The sequence below is a fragment of the Coprococcus intestinalis genome, from assembly GCF_023656595.1.
GTDB lineage: Bacteria > Bacillota > Clostridia > Lachnospirales > Lachnospiraceae > Coprococcus_A > Coprococcus_A intestinihominis.
This window is the reverse complement of sequence record NZ_JAMOKJ010000004.1, coordinates 162,145-176,998: the sequence shown is the minus strand read 5'-3', so window position 1 is coordinate 176,998 and position 14,854 is coordinate 162,145. Positions and strand designations below refer to the sequence as shown.

The 14,854-nt window shown below is 42.9% G+C and carries 16 protein-coding genes; 14 read left to right on the top strand and 2 right to left on the bottom strand.

Annotated features, from left to right (window positions below; all coding sequences use genetic code 11):
- The first annotated feature begins 11 nt into the window (after nucleotides 1-11).
- From NBH03_RS05090 to NBH03_RS05060, 7 genes are all read left to right on the top strand, one after another.
- Nucleotides 12-368, top strand: coding sequence for a glutamyl-tRNA amidotransferase (locus tag NBH03_RS05090; RefSeq protein ID WP_250797809.1), 357 nt, complete (start codon nucleotides 12-14; stop codon nucleotides 366-368).
- A 91-nt stretch (nucleotides 369-459) separates the two neighbouring features.
- A complete protein-coding gene (locus tag NBH03_RS05085; protein WP_008703427.1) occupies nucleotides 460-1,296 on the top strand; it encodes a VirB6/TrbL-like conjugal transfer protein, CD1112 family in 837 nt (278 codons plus the stop codon).
- Between the two features lie 14 nt (nucleotides 1,297-1,310).
- Nucleotides 1,311-1,763 carry a PrgI family protein gene (locus tag NBH03_RS05080; RefSeq protein WP_250797803.1) on the top strand — a complete coding sequence of 151 codons (453 nt, stop codon included), beginning with the start codon at nucleotides 1,311-1,313 and terminating at the stop codon, nucleotides 1,761-1,763.
- Nucleotides 1,747-4,080, top strand: coding sequence for a VirB4-like conjugal transfer ATPase, CD1110 family (locus NBH03_RS05075; RefSeq protein WP_238050942.1), 2,334 nt, complete (start codon nucleotides 1,747-1,749; stop codon nucleotides 4,078-4,080). The genes NBH03_RS05080 and NBH03_RS05075 overlap by 17 nt, the downstream gene beginning before the upstream one ends.
- Nucleotides 4,081-4,095: 15 nt before the next feature.
- On the top strand, nucleotides 4,096-4,500 hold the full coding sequence (locus NBH03_RS05070; protein ID WP_147632637.1) for a DUF6075 family protein: 405 nt from the start codon (nucleotides 4,096-4,098) through the stop codon (nucleotides 4,498-4,500).
- 14 nt (nucleotides 4,501-4,514) lie between these two features.
- The gene (srtB, locus tag NBH03_RS05065; RefSeq protein WP_147632638.1) at nucleotides 4,515-5,288 is read left to right on the top strand and encodes a class B sortase; all 774 of its coding nucleotides are present in this window, start codon (nucleotides 4,515-4,517) and stop codon (nucleotides 5,286-5,288) included.
- Between the two features lie 35 nt (nucleotides 5,289-5,323).
- Nucleotides 5,324-7,099: a lysozyme family protein gene (locus NBH03_RS05060; RefSeq protein WP_250797780.1), complete on the top strand. Its 1,776-nt coding sequence runs from the start codon at nucleotides 5,324-5,326 to the stop codon at nucleotides 7,097-7,099.
- Nucleotides 7,100-7,125: 26 nt separating this feature from the next.
- On the opposite strand, the gene NBH03_RS05055 is transcribed toward NBH03_RS05060, so the two are convergent.
- Nucleotides 7,126-7,485, bottom strand: a complete 360-nt coding sequence (locus tag NBH03_RS05055) for a helix-turn-helix transcriptional regulator (RefSeq protein ID WP_250797778.1) — start codon at nucleotides 7,483-7,485, stop codon at nucleotides 7,126-7,128.
- Nucleotides 7,486-7,680: 195 nt separating this feature from the next.
- Here NBH03_RS05055 and NBH03_RS05050 point away from each other — a divergent pair, with 195 nt between their 5' ends.
- Genes NBH03_RS05050 through NBH03_RS05040 form a run of 3 tightly spaced genes read left to right on the top strand, consistent with a single transcriptional unit; the run spans nucleotide 7,681 to nucleotide 9,697 of the window.
- Complete coding sequence (locus NBH03_RS05050) at nucleotides 7,681-7,860, top strand: helix-turn-helix domain-containing protein (RefSeq protein ID WP_250797777.1); 180 nt, start codon at nucleotides 7,681-7,683, stop codon at nucleotides 7,858-7,860.
- Nucleotides 7,861-7,901: 41 nt separating this feature from the next.
- Entirely contained in the window at nucleotides 7,902-8,576 is a 675-nt protein-coding gene (locus tag NBH03_RS05045; RefSeq protein WP_250797776.1) for a response regulator transcription factor, read from the top strand.
- On the top strand, nucleotides 8,564-9,697 hold the full coding sequence (locus NBH03_RS05040; protein WP_250797775.1) for a HAMP domain-containing sensor histidine kinase: 1,134 nt from the start codon (nucleotides 8,564-8,566) through the stop codon (nucleotides 9,695-9,697). Before NBH03_RS05045 ends, NBH03_RS05040 begins: the two co-directional genes overlap by 13 nt.
- Nucleotides 9,698-9,938: 241 nt before the next feature.
- Here the strand turns inward: NBH03_RS05040 and NBH03_RS05035 are convergent, their stop codons facing one another.
- Entirely contained in the window at nucleotides 9,939-11,414 is a 1,476-nt protein-coding gene (locus NBH03_RS05035; protein ID WP_250797774.1) for a transposase, read from the bottom strand.
- Nucleotides 11,415-11,588: 174 nt separating this feature from the next.
- On the opposite strand from NBH03_RS05035, the gene NBH03_RS05030 reads away from it, so the two are divergent.
- The 4 genes from NBH03_RS05030 to NBH03_RS05015 are packed head-to-tail and all read left to right on the top strand — an operon-like array spanning nucleotide 11,589 to nucleotide 14,479.
- Nucleotides 11,589-12,488 (top strand): ABC transporter ATP-binding protein, encoded by a 900-nt coding sequence (locus NBH03_RS05030; RefSeq protein WP_250797772.1) that lies wholly within the window; start codon nucleotides 11,589-11,591, stop codon nucleotides 12,486-12,488.
- Nucleotides 12,488-13,720, top strand: coding sequence for a hypothetical protein (locus NBH03_RS05025; RefSeq protein WP_250797770.1), 1,233 nt, complete (start codon nucleotides 12,488-12,490; stop codon nucleotides 13,718-13,720). Before NBH03_RS05030 ends, NBH03_RS05025 begins: the two co-directional genes overlap by 1 nt.
- Entirely contained in the window at nucleotides 13,653-14,297 is a 645-nt protein-coding gene (locus tag NBH03_RS05020; RefSeq protein ID WP_250797768.1) for a hypothetical protein, read from the top strand. The genes NBH03_RS05025 and NBH03_RS05020 overlap by 68 nt, the downstream gene beginning before the upstream one ends.
- On the top strand, nucleotides 14,294-14,479 hold the full coding sequence (locus NBH03_RS05015) for a cysteine-rich KTR domain-containing protein (protein ID WP_331476052.1): 186 nt from the start codon (nucleotides 14,294-14,296) through the stop codon (nucleotides 14,477-14,479). Before NBH03_RS05020 ends, NBH03_RS05015 begins: the two co-directional genes overlap by 4 nt.
- The last annotated feature ends 375 nt before the right edge of the window (nucleotides 14,480-14,854 follow it).

The following is a 14,854-nucleotide window of genomic DNA, read 5'->3' as shown; positions in this document are numbered from 1 at the left end:
GGATTTACCCTATGAAACTTTTTAAGAAGAACGAGAACAAGAAAACCACGAAACTGCCGATGACTGGAAAGGTTAAGAAAGGCTTCCGCTATTACTGTATGGCTGTTATGGCAATGACATTTATGCTTGGTACTTCCGTAACCGCCTTTGCTGCCAATGACCCCATTCAGGTAGTCAACAATCTGTCCGATTTCATTTTCGGTCTGGTGAGGGCTGTTGGTATGATTATGCTCGGCTTTGGTATCGTGCAGATTGGTCTTTCCCTCAAATCCCATGACCCGTCCCAGAGAGCTAACGGATTTTTGACCCTTGCAGGCGGCGTTGTCATTACCTTCGCAAAAGAAATCTTGACTCTTATCACAGGCTAAGATAACAGACTGACACAAAAAGATAACGGGAGCAGATCCGCCGAGTGCGGAACTCGCTCCCGTTATCTAATATCATCAAGGAGGTGGTCAAATGTCTGATAACTGGGTGGTACAGAATTTAGAGAACGCCCTAAACACCTGGAATGAGAAATTAGCCGAGATATGGCAGCTCATTACCCAATCCCCAGAGAACTTTAAGGGAGGCACGATATGGAATGTCATCGTGGATATTCACGGTGCGGTGCAGGCTATTGGACTTGCCCTGCTCGTGCTGTTCTTTGTTGTGGGTGTGATGCGTACCTGCGGAAATTTTGCAGAAGTCAAGCGACCAGAGCAGGCTTTGAAGCTGTTTATCCGCTTTGCCATTGCCAAAGGTGCAGTGACCTACGGATTAGAACTGATGATGGCACTGTTTAAGATTGTGCAGGGTATGATTTCCACGATTATGAATGCCGCAGGATTTGGCTCGGCACAGCAGACGGTGTTGCCGCAGGAAATCGTGACAGCCGTTGAAGACTGCGGATTTTTTGAGAGTATCCCGCTATGGGCGGTCACGCTGATAGGCGGGCTGTTTATTACGGTGCTGTCATTCATAATGATTATGTCGGTATATGGCAGGTTTTTCAAGCTGTATATCTATACTGCCATAGCACCCGTACCCCTTTCCGCTTTTGCGGGAGAGCCGAGCCAAAGCGTCGGCAAGAGCTTCATTAAGAGCTATGCCGCTGTATGCCTTGAAGGTGCGGTTATCGTGCTTGCCTGCATTATCTTTTCCCTATTTGCTTCTTCTCCGCCTGTGGTCAATCCCGATGCGGCGGCGGTTACAATGGTATGGAGCTATATCGGGGAGCTTGTGTTCAATATGCTCGTCCTTGTCGGTGCGGTCAAAATGGCAGACCGTGTTGTAAGAGAAATGATGGGCTTGTAAGGGAGGTGCTATGATTGGAAGTCAAGATAAATAAGGAAATCCGTAATTATACGGAGAGTATGTTTTTTGGACTGTCCCTCAGACAGTTCATTTTTTCTGTCCTTGCCTGCGGCGTGGCGGTGGTTTTGTATTTCCTTCTCCGTCCACGGTTTGGAACGGAAACCCTCAGTTGGGTTTGTATCTTAGGTGCGTTCCCTTTTGCGGCTATGGGATTTATCAAATACAACGGTATGACCGCAGAACAGTTTGTCTGGGCGTGGATTAAATCAGAATTTCTGATGCCGAAAAAGCTGATGTTCCTGCCAGATAATCTCTATTACGAAACGATGAAGCCGACCATTGAAGCCCACGAAAAAGGGTTGCCGACAGTACGGAAAAAGCAGAAAGGCAGGACACCGAAACCAAAGAAAACGAAAAAGAAAAAATCGAAACGCAGCAAGGAGGTAAACAATGCTGAGAACTCTTAAAAATCTGTTCAAGCAGGACAGGGAAAAGTTTGTTGTGCCGAAGTCGGTACAGAATGTTATCCCGATTAAGACAATCTGGGAGGACGGCATATTCCTTGTAGGCAGGAACAAGTACGCAAAGACCTTTAAGTTTGAGGATATAAACTATGCCGTGGCAAGCCGTGAAGATAAGGAAGCGATGTTCCTTGAATACTCGGAGCTTCTTAATTCCCTTGACAGCGGTGCGACCACGAAAATCACTATCAACAACCGTCGCTTGAACAAAGCTGATTTTGAACAGACCATTTTAATCCCAATGGCTGATGACGGTCTGGATAAGTACCGCAAGGAATACAACAAAATGCTTCTGGATAAGGCGACAGGGGCTAATTCTATCGTACAGGATAAGTATGTAACCGTATCTGTCTGCAAGAAGAATATCGAGGAAGCCCGAAACTACTTTGCCCGTGTGGGTGCTGACCTTATCGCCCACTTTAACCGTCTGGGGTCGAAGTGTGTGGAACTGGACGCAGGCGACAAGCTGCGTATCTTCCACGACTTCTACCGAACAGGAGAAGAAACAGCGTTCCACTTCGATATTACCCAGACGATGCGGAAAGGTCACGATTTCAAGGATTTTATCTGTCCCGATACCTTTGAATTTGAGAGCGACTGCTTCAGAATGGGTGACAGATATGGGCGTGTGATTTTTCTCAGAGAGTATGCGGCATATATCAAGGACAGTATGGTGGCGGAGCTTTGTGAGTTGAACAGAAATATGATGCTGTCCGTTGACATTATCCCCGTTCCCACAGATGAAGCCGTGCGGGAGGTGGAAAACCGTCTGCTTGGTGTGGAAACCAATATCACGAATTGGCAGAGGAAGCAGAACCAGAACAACAATTTTTCTGCCGTTATTCCCTATGACTTGGAACAGCAGCGAAAGGAAAGCAAGGAATTTCTGGACGATTTGACAACCCGTGACCAGAGAATGATGTTTGCCGTGCTGACGATGGTGCATACGGCAGATTCCAAAGAGCAGCTCGACAATGATACAGAAGCTCTCTTGACTACTGCAAGAAAGCATTTGTGCCAGTTTGCGGTGCTGAAATATCAGCAGATGGACGGATTAAATACAGCTCTGCCATTTGGTGTACGGAAGATAGATGCCCTGCGTACCCTCACAACAGAGAGCCTTGCAGTGTTTATCCCGTTCCGTGTGCAGGAAATCTACCACGAAAACGGTGTGTATTACGGTCAGAATGTCATCAGCAAAAATATGATTATCGCCAACCGCAGGCAGCTCCTTAACGGCAATTCCTTTATTCTTGGTGTGTCAGGTGCAGGAAAATCCTTTACCGCAAAGGAAGAAATGACGAATATCATTCTGACCGACCCTAATGCCGATATAATCATCATTGACCCAGAGCGTGAATATTCCCCGCTTGTGAAAGCAATGCAGGGAGAGGTCATTCATATCTCTGCGACAAGCGAAAATCACATCAATGCTATGGATATGAACTCTGATTACGGTGACGGTGCAAACCCTGTCATTCTGAAATCGGAGTTTATTTTATCCCTTTGCGAACAGCTCATCGGCGGCACGAACTTGGGAGCAAAGCAGAAATCCATTATTGACCGATGTACGGCAAGCGTGTACCGCTACTATCAGCAGGGCAACTATATGGGAACGCCGCCCACCTTGCAGGACTTCCGTGAGGAGCTGTTAAAGCAGAATGAGCCAGAAGCACAGGAAATCGCCCTTGCGATTGAGCTGTTTACGGACGGTTCGCTCAACACCTTTGCAAAGCACACGAATGTTGATACCCACAGCCGTCTTATCTGCTATGACATTCTGGATTTGGGCAAGCAGTTACAGCCTATCGGTATGCTTGTGGTGCTTGACAGCATCTTAAACCGTATCACTCAGAACAGAGCCAAAGGCAGAAACACCTTTATTTTCATTGATGAAATCTATCTGCTCTTTCAGCACGAATACTCTGCCAACTTCCTCTTTACCCTCTGGAAGCGTGTGCGTAAATACGGTGCGTACTGTACGGGTATTACGCAGAATGTAGACGACCTTTTGCAGAGCCATACCGCAAGGACGATGCTTGCCAACAGCGAATTTATCATTATGCTTAACCAAGCGTCCACGGACAGACTTGAGCTTGCCAAGCTCCTTAATATCTCCGACCTTCAGATGAGTTATATCACGAATGTCGGTGCAGGGCAGGGATTACTCAAAGTTGGCAGCTCCCTTGTACCGTTTGTAAACAAGTTTCCACGCAATACCGAGCTTTACAAACTGATGACAACCAAGTTCGGTGAGGTCTAAGAAAGGAGGTCTTTTATGGCTGATATTAAATTCCGTGATACGGCTCACCGTGATTTCTTTCTGGAAAATATGATGAAATGCAGAGTGAACGACTGTTATCACAGGGCATTTTTCTATGTAATGGGTATCGCTTCGGAAACGAGGGCGAACATCAACCAGATGTTTAATTTCAAGGAGGACTGTATCGAGCCAGAGGGTATGCACGGCGGCTGGCAGACAAGCGGAACAGTTAAGGTCTGCCATCTTGCGTTTAACCTTTGGAACGGGTATGCAGAGGAAGGGCGGGAACGGTATTTCACGCCAGAGGAGTTGTTCTGCTGTGAATTTGCTCCCTACTTTATGGAGGGTATCAAGGTCAGATACCCCGAATATTGCAGGGAGCTTCCTGCTCCCAGAAAACAGATGGAAATTTCAAGATAAGAAAGGAAAAGCCTATGAAGAATTATAAAACTATTATCTGTGTTGCCGCCGCCGTGTGCCTGTTAGGTACGGCGGCTTTTTGCGGCTTTCGTATTTATCATCACTATGCACAGGTGAATGAACAGACGGAAGCCTTTGAGGAGATTGCCGAAATGGTAAAGCAGGCTCCCACGGAGGAAACCGTGCCAGACGATACCCCTGTCAGCGAGGGAGAAGATGTGCTTGCCAAGTATCAGGAATTGTATTTGCAGAATGAGGATATGGTGGGTTGGATTTCCATTGCCGGCACGATAATCAATTATCCTGTGATGCAGAGCAGGAACAATCCGAATTTCTATCTGAAGCACAATTTCGAAAAAGAGTACAGCGACTTAGGTACGCCATATGTGCAGGAGAATTGTGATATTGCCGAAAGTGACAATCTGGTTATCTACGGTCATCACATCAAGGGCGGCAAGATGTTTGGAGCGTTGGAGGATTACAAGTCCAAGAGCTTCTATGAGGAACACAAGACTATTCAGTTTGATACCCTCACAGAGCAGGCAGAGTATGAAATCGTCGCTGTATTTAAGACTGTGGCGTATAGTTCTGAGGGCTTCCGATACTACGACTTTGTTGATGCGGAGAATGAGGAAGATTTTAATTCCTATATCGGGAAGTGCAAGGAGCTTGCTTTGTATGATACAGGTGTGACCGCTGAATACGGCGACAGGCTCATTACCCTTTCCACCTGCGAATACTCCGCACTGAACGGCAGGCTCGTTGTAGTGGCAAAAAAGGTCTGCTGATTTGAACGCAAATTCTCTGGGAAAGGAGGTTTTCTATGGCTGATATAAAAACCAGAGATGCGGTCAAAGGCACGATAAAGACCATAGATAAAGCCGCCATAGCCAGTGAGCGTATGAAGTCTGCCTATGTGGGGATAAAGGAAAAAGCGGAACAGGGATATTACGCTGATGAAAACTCTGCCACAGAATATGCTGCGGATAGGATTTCTTATGCGGCAGACCGTGTAAAAGACGAAGATATCCACCAGTTCAATAAGCAGGGGCAAAAGGCAGTCAAGACAACGCAGGAGAATATCGGTAAGGCAAAAGATAAAATAAGCGATTTCAAGCAAAGTCGGGGTGTCAAAGCCGCAGAACAGAAAGTAGCACAGAATATGTCAGAACAATACGGCTTGCAGATCCGTCACGGGGCTGCAAGCCGTTCCTCTGCCCCCGATGTTTCCCAGACAGCAAAATCGCAGTTGATAAAGACCCGACAGCAGGGGCAAAAAATGATTAAGACCACAGCTCGAAATGCAGAAAAAGCGGTGAAAACAACTGCTAAGGGAACAGTCAAGACTACCGAAAAGGGAATTAAAACTGCACAGGCAACTTCTAAGGCGGCAATTAAAACGACGGAAAACTCGGTAAAAACGGCACAGGCAGCGGCAAAGGCTTCTGCGAAAACTGCCCAAAAGGCAGCACAGGCGGCAAAAGCCACCGCAAAGGCAACCGCCGAAGCAACGAAAGCTACGGTCAGAGCCACCATAGCTGCGGTCAAGGCGATTATTGCAGGAACAAAAGCTCTGATTTCCGCTTTAATTGCAGGTGGTTGGATTGCAGTTGTGATTATTCTCATTGTTGTCTTGCTCGGCTGTGCTGTTTCCCTGTTTGGCGGCGGAAGCGGGAGCAACGCCTATACCCCTGTCAGTGCAGAGGTGGAAGCCTATGAGCCTTTGATACAGAAATATGCCAAACAGTACGGTGTCCCCGAATATGTGGAGCTTATCAAGGCGGTGATGATGCAGGAAAGCGGCGGGCGTGGGCTTGACCCCATGCAGGCGGCGGAGGGCAGCTTTAACACAAGGTATCCCCATGAGCCAAATGGGATTAAAGACCCAGAATATTCGATTGAGTGCGGGGTGCAGGAATTAAAGGCTGCCCTTATCTCTGCCGAGGTAGAAAATCCGATTGATATGGAGCATATTAAACTTGCCTTGCAAGGTTACAATTTCGGTAATGGCTATATCTCGTGGGCTAAGACCAACTATGGCGGCTATTCCTATGCCAATGCGGTGGAGTTTTCTACCATGCAGGCGTCACGGTTAGGTTGGGACAGCTATGGCGACACGCAGTATCCTGCCCATGTGCTGCGGTATTATCCATACGGGCGGGCGTTCACAAGTGGCGGCAACCAGGCGATTGTGGAGGTCGCCTTGACACAGCTCGGAAATGAGGGCGGGCAGCCTTATTGGAGTTGGTACGGCTTTGAGGGGCGTGTGGAATGGTGTGCCTGCTTTGTATCTTGGTGTGCCGACCAATGTGGCTATATCGAAAGCGGGATTATCCCAAAATTCGCAGGCTGCGTGGATGGTGCAAATTGGTTTAAGGGTAACGGGCAATGGCAAGACCGAAACTACGAGCCGCAGGCAGGCAATATTATTTTCTTTGATTGGGAAGGCGACGGAGAAACCGACCATGTAGGCATTGTGGAGAAATGCGAAAACGGTGTTGTTTACACCGTGGAGGGTAATTCTGGCGATGCTTGCAGACAAAATCAATATACGGTTGGAAGCAGCTCCATCTATGGCTACGGCGTTCCTGCCTATTAAAAATGGGCAAAAGAAAAACCAGAGGTTTATTCCTCTGGCTCTTTTGCCTTACATAGCCCGTTTACCGTTGCTTCGATTACCGATAGCTCTCTATCATCTAAAATGTCGAGCTGTGCGTCTAAGCGTCTGCGGACGGAATTCTTTTTGACTTCTTTTTGCGGGAATATGTACTCGTCAACCGATATATTAAACATCGTCACGAGCTGAATGAACAGCTCCAGACTTGGATATTGCCCCTCATTTTCGATTGCCTGCAAATGTCGAGGGTCGTAATCAACGATGCGGGCAAGCTGCTCTCTGGTCATACCCTGAGATGTTCTCGCTTTCTTAATTGCCTGTCCTATCGGCGTAAAATCGAAGTCAAAATCGTTGTTTCTTGCGTCCATAAGCTCACCACCTTGTGCCTGTAAAATCGTACTATACATATTTTACAGAAACGAGGCTTCTTATGAAACGGTCTGAAATCTCTTGCAATAAGATATTAAACTTCTTATAGTAGGCGATTTTAGTTCATAATTGCACACTTGATACAGTTCGTTCAAACGGCTATAATAAATACAGTACGATTTAGGAGGTCAGAAATGTTTGAATATATGACGGCACAGGAAGCTGCACAAAAATGGAATGTGTCGCTTAGATGGGTACAGCGACTTTGCAAGAAAAATAGGATTGACGGAGCTATGAATGTAAATCGTGTTTGGCTTATACCAAAAGAAGCGGATAAACCTACTGATGCAAGATATAAAAAAGTAGATAAATAGTTGATAATTATACTGTATGCTACACTATGGAGGTGCGTTTTATGAGAGATAAAATCTTAATTGTCGATGATGAAGCCGATATAGTCTCTATGTTGAAAGATTATTTTGAATTTAATGGATATGATACCATAACAGCGGCTAATGGTTTGGAAGCAATTCAAAAAGCTGAAAAGCAGCCAGATATTATATTGCTTGATATAAATATGCCAGACATTGACGGAATGGAAGTCTGTATGCAGATACGAAATTTTGTATCCTGTCCTATCCTGTTCCTGACGGCAAGAGTTGAGGACAGTGATAAAATTAAGGGATTTGGCGTTGGTGCTGACGATTATATCGTTAAACCATTCTCAATAGATGAACTTGGCGCAAGAGTGTCGGCGCATTTAAGGCGTGAACGCCGTCAAAGAGAATCTGCAAAAGTCCGTTTTGATGATAAATTAGCAATAGATTACACTGAAAGAATCCTGTACTATAACGGGGAGCAAATCCCGCTTGCTAAAAAAGAGTTTGACATCATAGAACTTTTATCACAGCATATCGGTCAAGTTTTCAGTAAGGAAAGGATATATGAACTTGTATGGGATTATGACAGTGATGGAGATAGTTCAGTTGTTGCGGAGCATATCAGACGCATACGCTCTAAATTTGCTAAAGCAAATATGAAACAATATATTGAAACCGTTTGGGGAGTAGGCTACAAATGGATGCGGTAAAAAGAAAAAAGAAATCATTAAAATGGGATTTTGTAAAATATTTTTTGATATGTATGATATTGATATTAACGGGAAGTTTGTTATTGGGAATCTCAGCCGATAAACTGTTTTCTCCAAGTGACTATGTTATCTTTTTCGGAGAGGAAGGAATTTTTTCCATTAGAAGAAATGCTGGGGAAATTCCCGAAAGGTATATTCTCTTACTTAGCATTGCTGATTTAGTTCAGTGTATAGGTATCCCGTTATGGTCATTATTATGCGTTGTTGTATGTGGAATCATATTTTATCATCGTAAAATAGAAAAACCAATCGGCGTTCTATTGGAAGCTTCTGAAAATATTTCAAATAATCAGTTGGACTTTTCTGTGGAAGTGCCAGAGAAGAATGAACTGGGTGACCTTTGTTTGTCTTTTGAAAAGATGCGCATTGCATTACGGGATAACAATTTAGAAATGTGGCGTCAGGTTGAAGAACGAAAGCGTCTAAATGCTGCTTTTGCCCACGATTTAAGAACGCCTTTAACCGTGCTAAAAGGGCAAACCGAAATGCTTGTTAAGTATGCACCCAAAATGTCTGAAGAAAAAATCATTTCTACAGCCGAAATGATGGGAAGGCACATTACAAGGCTTGAAGCGTATGTTAATACAATGAATGAGTTGCAACGTTTGGAAGATGTTGAAATTAAAAAGGAATCAGTTGCCATAAAGGATATTGAGAAGCAAATGCGTATTACGGGAACGACGGTTTGCACGAAAAAGGAGTTTGTGTTTCGACAAAACATACCGAATACCCAAAATGTTACGATAGATATCTCAGTTGTAATGCAGGTGTATGAAAACCTGCTGTCAAATGCTCTGCGGTATGCCGATACTAAAATTGAAGTGCATATTGATAAACAGGACAGTTTATTTGTATTAGCGATTGCAGATGACGGTATAGGTTTTACTTCTAAAGACTTATCAAACGCAATGAAGCCGTTTTATAGAGCGGAAAGCGAAAGCCATAATGAACATTTTGGAATGGGATTGAATATTTGTAAAATACTTTGCGAAAAGCACGGCGGCTATATTCAAATATCAAATGAAAATGGAGCAAAAGTCATTGCTGCATTTAAGGAATAGAGCATAAAAACTTCTTGTCAGAGATGGCAGGAAGTTTTTTTGATTTGTAGATAAAAAGTTGAAAATTACCCTGTATGATAATGACCGTAAGATGAAAAACATTAGGTAATTGCGAAACTCAAAATTGAAATATAAGAGCAGTTATCCACAATAAATGGAGATGATAAATGCAGAAAAATTAAATGACGAGATATTTTAGGCACACTTAAATAAGCCATAGGCTTTATTAAATTGGTAAGTCCTATGCTATGAGAGGCTTTAAGCTCCGAATGTATTCATGATGGTTGATTTTGTCTGCAAGAACAACAGTAATGAGTTGTGTGATACCGGCAAGAATTAGATCTGCATGCAGAGTCTTTTCATTTTGAGTCCGGCGCCCTGCAAGACACAGATTATCCTTGATGTGATTGATATCTCTTTCCACTACAGTCCTGATTTTATAGGTATCATCCCATTCTTCGGTTCCACGGATTGTCCCGGGATAAGCACGAAGGTTCTTTTCAGGATATATGTATACCATGCGACCGCATTTGGAAGAAGTACACGGGTTTTCACAAAAACATTGGCGATGTGCTTTTCGAGTTGTCTTGTCATAGACCCATTTCATTTTTGGACAGACAAACTTGAACGTTGGTATACCGCTTCGTAAGTTTGATTTACTGCCCTCGGGTTTCATAGGCAGAGAAGGGTCGTGAGGGCAACAGGGAACACCATTTTCATTAATGGAATAATCCTTATTTTCAAGCCCCGATCTTGCATTCAGAGGGATATAAGCTTTCGAGAAATGTTTATCCTCACCGAAGGTGTCACCGGTAAGGAGGCTCTTATAAAGCTCAACGGTATCAAAAGCCGCATCTCCGAGGAAGGTTTTCGGATTAATTAGCGGATGTTTGGAAAAGAAGTCTTTCAGTGTTGGAATCAAAAGCTTTGAATCATGAACACATTTATCTTCGTCAGGGGAATCGGATTTCTTTTCGACAACGATATCCGGATGAGACCGCATAAATTCTTTGTTATAAAAAGAGATATGTCGGATAATGCCCAGCCCGTTGGTGACAATGCCAAATTTGAAGACATAGCAAAAATGCCCATTGATATATAGCTGTTTGATCTCAGGATTAGCAGAGGCATGGGAAGGCATGGAGCCATAGGCAGCCTTGTAGGGATCATAAGATTTATCAAAGCCATGAGCTTTCGCATACGCCTTAAGCTGCTTGATGATCCTGTTCGCATACTTCGGATTATTTTCGGTAACAAATGCTTCAATACCAGAAGAATCAAAGATGGTCATATCTGCTTTCGCAGAGTCAATTGCCTGGCAGATAGGTTCGGTAACATCAACAAGCTTATCGAATACGAACTGTAAGTCATCTAAAAAGTCCTGTTTGAAACGTGTGATTTTGGAAGCGTCAGGGACTTTGGTAAAGCCGCAGAACTCACGAAGCGGTTTTGAATAAGCGAGAAAAGTCAAGAGAAGCTGATCTGTAGGGATAGAGAAAATACGTTGTATAATCAAAGCCCACAGGAAAGCTTGCAAAGGGTATTTACGGGTTCTGCCCGTCGATGCATAGAAATGATTTCTGAAAGAAATCGGAATAAACTCATCAATATCGATATGGGTTTCCAATAGAGAAAGAAACGCAGGTTTGTCATGTTCAAATTTTTCTTGGCAATCTGTAAAAATATCTTTCAAAGAAAGCTGTTTATATGGTATCATAGGTATCAGAATAACTCCTTTCTTGGATAGTGGATTTTAGTTTTTGGCAACTCTATTATACCATATCCGGTGAGGAGTTATTTGTTTTTAGGTAACAAAAAATGCCGTATTTATGCGGCTTGTGGCGTTTCGCAAACGCCTAGATGAAAAACATCTTTGAAAGGAGTTAAGACAATGGATAATTCTATTGAGATTAAAGAATTAAATAAGTTTTATGGAAGAAAAAAGCAGGCATTATCAAATGTCAATCTGACTATCGAACAGGGAATGTTTGGGCTGCTTGGAAGAAACGGTGCAGGAAAAACCACACTGATGAAAATGCTCGCCACTTTGCTTCAGAAACAAAGTGGTAGCATTTGTGTATGCGGCATTCCGATAGAAAAAGCAAAGGAAATCAGAAAGATTGTCGGTTATCTTCCACAGGATTTTTCAATGTATCCTACGATGAGAGTAGCTGAGGCGATGGACTATTTGGGTGTTCTTTCTGGCATTGGCACAAAGGAACGAAAAGAGCGTATTGAGTTTTTGCTTAAAAAGGTTAATCTTTCCGAGCATAAAAACAAAAAGGTCAAAGCATTATCTGGTGGTATGAAACGCAGGCTCGGTATCGCACAGGCATTGTTAAATGACCCGAAAGTTTTAATTGTTGACGAGCCAACCGCCGGTCTTGACCCAGAGGAAAGAATACGCTTTCGCAATCTCCTTTGCGATGTGGCGGAGGAAAGAATTGTTATCCTTTCTACTCATATTGTCGGAGATATTGAAGCCACTTGCGAAAATCTGGCTATTCTGAACGAAGGAAGTATTTTATATTGCGGAACGGTAGCGGATTTGCTTGATACCGCAAAGGGTAAAGTCTTTTCTAAAACCGTTGATAAGCGTGACTTGCCGAGTTTGAAAAAGGAATATAACATTATCGGTATGCACTCACAGGGGGACAAAACTTATATTCGCTTTTTGTCTGATGTTCCTTTCGCTGATGCGGAGAGTTGTGAACCTAATATTGAAGATGCGTATATGTTGTATCTTTGGCATAACGGAGCAACAACCGAGCTTTCTGGAGGTGACGAATAATGCTTTTGGGAAAAGAAATTAGAAAGACAGTTTTATCACTCACCTTCGTTGCATTCATAATTGCTTTGCTGGTAACAACAATCAGCCAAGATGTATTGAACTTTTCTGATGAAGCAATTGCATCCCCCAAGCAGGGGGCGGATTATGGAATACAACAGAAGGAAGTTCCCGAACTGATTATGCCTGCTGCCTTCTCATCACTTTGTGAAGAATTTGCAGCAAATGAATATATTGCCTATCCTATCGGTTTTTACAAGAATGTAAAGCTGAATGATACTGACCAGGAGAAAATGGCAGACATCATATCTACACTTTCTGGAGTTTCGGTTGATGACTTGCTTGGCAAGGACGATGAAGTATCCGAAGCGAAAGGCGACATCGAGGTGACTTTGTCTGACGATATTTCCTATGAAGAATTCAAAGCGTGTATGAAGCAGGCTGATGATTTAATTGGTGGCGGCTCAAATTACTCTGAAAATAATCTGCTTAACTATAGTTATGTAGCGGTAACTTATGAAGAAGCTATTGAGAACTATAATCTTATTGCAAGTAAGGATAAATTTACAGGAGCGTATGCCCGTTTGTTTTGTGATTATGTAGGTATAATCCTGTCCATATTCCCCGTATTTATCGCTGTTGCAGTATGTTTGAAAGATAGACGGGCAAAAATGAATGAACTGATTTATGCCAGAAAGACCTCATCATTCAATCTGATTTTAACTCGCTATTTTTCCGTAATTATAGCTGTAATGCTTCCAACGATTATTTTGGCTTACATCTCCAACAGTTCCGTGTGGGGGCAATACAGCGGAATGAGCCTTGATTATTTAGCACCGTTAAAATATACGATTGGTTGGTTAATGCCTTCTGTTATGATTTCAGCAGCAATCGGTATGTTTTTCACAGAACTTACAGAAACACCGATTGCCATAGCAATACAAGGACTGTGGTGGTTTATCGACATAAATATAGGAGTAAGCAAACTGAGAGGTGTTCATACGTTGTTTGAATTAGCACCTCGTCACAACGTATTAGGAAATACTCAAACATTTCTCGATGAATTTAATACTCTTGCAGCAAACAGGTTGATTATGGTAGGTGCGGCATTACTACTTGTTATTGCCACGGTAATTATTTATGAACAAAAAAGGAGGGGCGAATTGAGTGGATATAAAAAAATCAAAACACACATTGCAAGTTTGGCAAATCGCAAAAGTAAATCTGCGGCATAACTTTTTGCCTTTACTTTTATTATCTGTCATTATAATGATGCTGACCCCAGTTTTGTTCGGAATAACAAATCTGGATAGTAAAGCCGCAGCAGTTCCGCTTGAAATGCTCATTTCAATCATTGGTATTATCCTGCTCGTTCCGATTTTTCAGCCAGAGCAGGATGATGAAGTAAAGGCTATTGTAGCGTCTAAATATATTGACAGCACCTATGTTTATTTGATAAGAGCCGCTTATTCAGTTATAGGAATTATACTGTTAGTTCTGGCTTTTTCGTTATTCATGTTTGCGTGTGGTTGTGAAATTACAGTTAAACTTATTGTGGGAACGATTGCTGATGCAATATTTTTAGGTTCAATCGGCTTGCTTACATCGGCGGTTACAGGCAATTTACCCGTGTCTTTTATGACGCCGCTCTTGTATTATATGCTGAATATTACAATGAAAAGCAAGCTTGGAAACTTCTATCTGTTTGCAATGATGAGCGGGAACTATGAACCTAACATCTGGCTTTTTATTTCAGGCATTGTTTTTATAGCTATTTCAATTCTGATAAAGAGGGTACTTGCTAAAAAATGATGAAAATTGAAATGAAAGATGAATGGGTATCGTGCCCTGTTTGCAAAAGCAAAACAAGGGTTAAAGCAAGAAAAGACACTGTATTATTGAATTTTCCACTCTTTTGCCCTAAGTGTAAACGAGAAGTTTTAATTGATATAAAAGACCAAATAGTTTTAGTCATCAAAGAGCCAGACGCATAGACGCAGAGCCGATGAACTTGTGAGGAAACTCACACAGATCATCGGCTCTTTCTTTAATATTAAATTTGGCAGCACAGCCCACCAAATAAAAAAAACGGTGCTTTGGTGGGCTGCTCTGTCACGCCCAAACGAAAATAGCTCAGCCCTCCAAGCCCGTTTAAAGTTTGGAGGGATTTTTTATGTGTTGGTCTAATATGACCGCAACGCTGCTCATCAGAAGCAGCGGATACATATAGAGTGTCACGCAGAAACGAGGATAATCTGTTAAAAAAATCCTCGCCTGTTCGTGGCACTCTTATGGTTTTCAAATAGAGATTTCATTTCTATGCCATAGGTATAGTTATGCTTATTGCCGCAGAGGTCTTTGTACCTTTG

Coding starts and splice junctions, on each gene's coding strand:
- NBH03_RS05090 (WP_250797809.1), top strand. CDS start 12: ATGAAACTTTTTAAGAAGAACGAGAACAAGAAAACCACGAAACTGCCG.
- NBH03_RS05085 (WP_008703427.1), top strand. CDS start 460: ATGTCTGATAACTGGGTGGTACAGAATTTAGAGAACGCCCTAAACACC.
- NBH03_RS05075 (WP_238050942.1), top strand. CDS start 1,747: ATGCTGAGAACTCTTAAAAATCTGTTCAAGCAGGACAGGGAAAAGTTT.
- NBH03_RS05070 (WP_147632637.1), top strand. CDS start 4,096: ATGGCTGATATTAAATTCCGTGATACGGCTCACCGTGATTTCTTTCTG.
- srtB (WP_147632638.1), top strand. CDS start 4,515: ATGAAGAATTATAAAACTATTATCTGTGTTGCCGCCGCCGTGTGCCTG.
- NBH03_RS05060 (WP_250797780.1), top strand. CDS start 5,324: ATGGCTGATATAAAAACCAGAGATGCGGTCAAAGGCACGATAAAGACC.
- NBH03_RS05055 (WP_250797778.1), bottom strand. CDS start 7,485: ATGGACGCAAGAAACAACGATTTTGACTTCGATTTTACGCCGATAGGA.
- NBH03_RS05050 (WP_250797777.1), top strand. CDS start 7,681: ATGTTTGAATATATGACGGCACAGGAAGCTGCACAAAAATGGAATGTG.
- NBH03_RS05045 (WP_250797776.1), top strand. CDS start 7,902: ATGAGAGATAAAATCTTAATTGTCGATGATGAAGCCGATATAGTCTCT.
- NBH03_RS05040 (WP_250797775.1), top strand. CDS start 8,564: ATGGATGCGGTAAAAAGAAAAAAGAAATCATTAAAATGGGATTTTGTA.
- NBH03_RS05035 (WP_250797774.1), bottom strand. CDS start 11,414: ATGATACCATATAAACAGCTTTCTTTGAAAGATATTTTTACAGATTGC.
- NBH03_RS05030 (WP_250797772.1), top strand. CDS start 11,589: ATGGATAATTCTATTGAGATTAAAGAATTAAATAAGTTTTATGGAAGA.
- NBH03_RS05025 (WP_250797770.1), top strand. CDS start 12,488: ATGCTTTTGGGAAAAGAAATTAGAAAGACAGTTTTATCACTCACCTTC.
- NBH03_RS05015 (WP_331476052.1), top strand. CDS start 14,294: ATGATGAAAATTGAAATGAAAGATGAATGGGTATCGTGCCCTGTTTGC.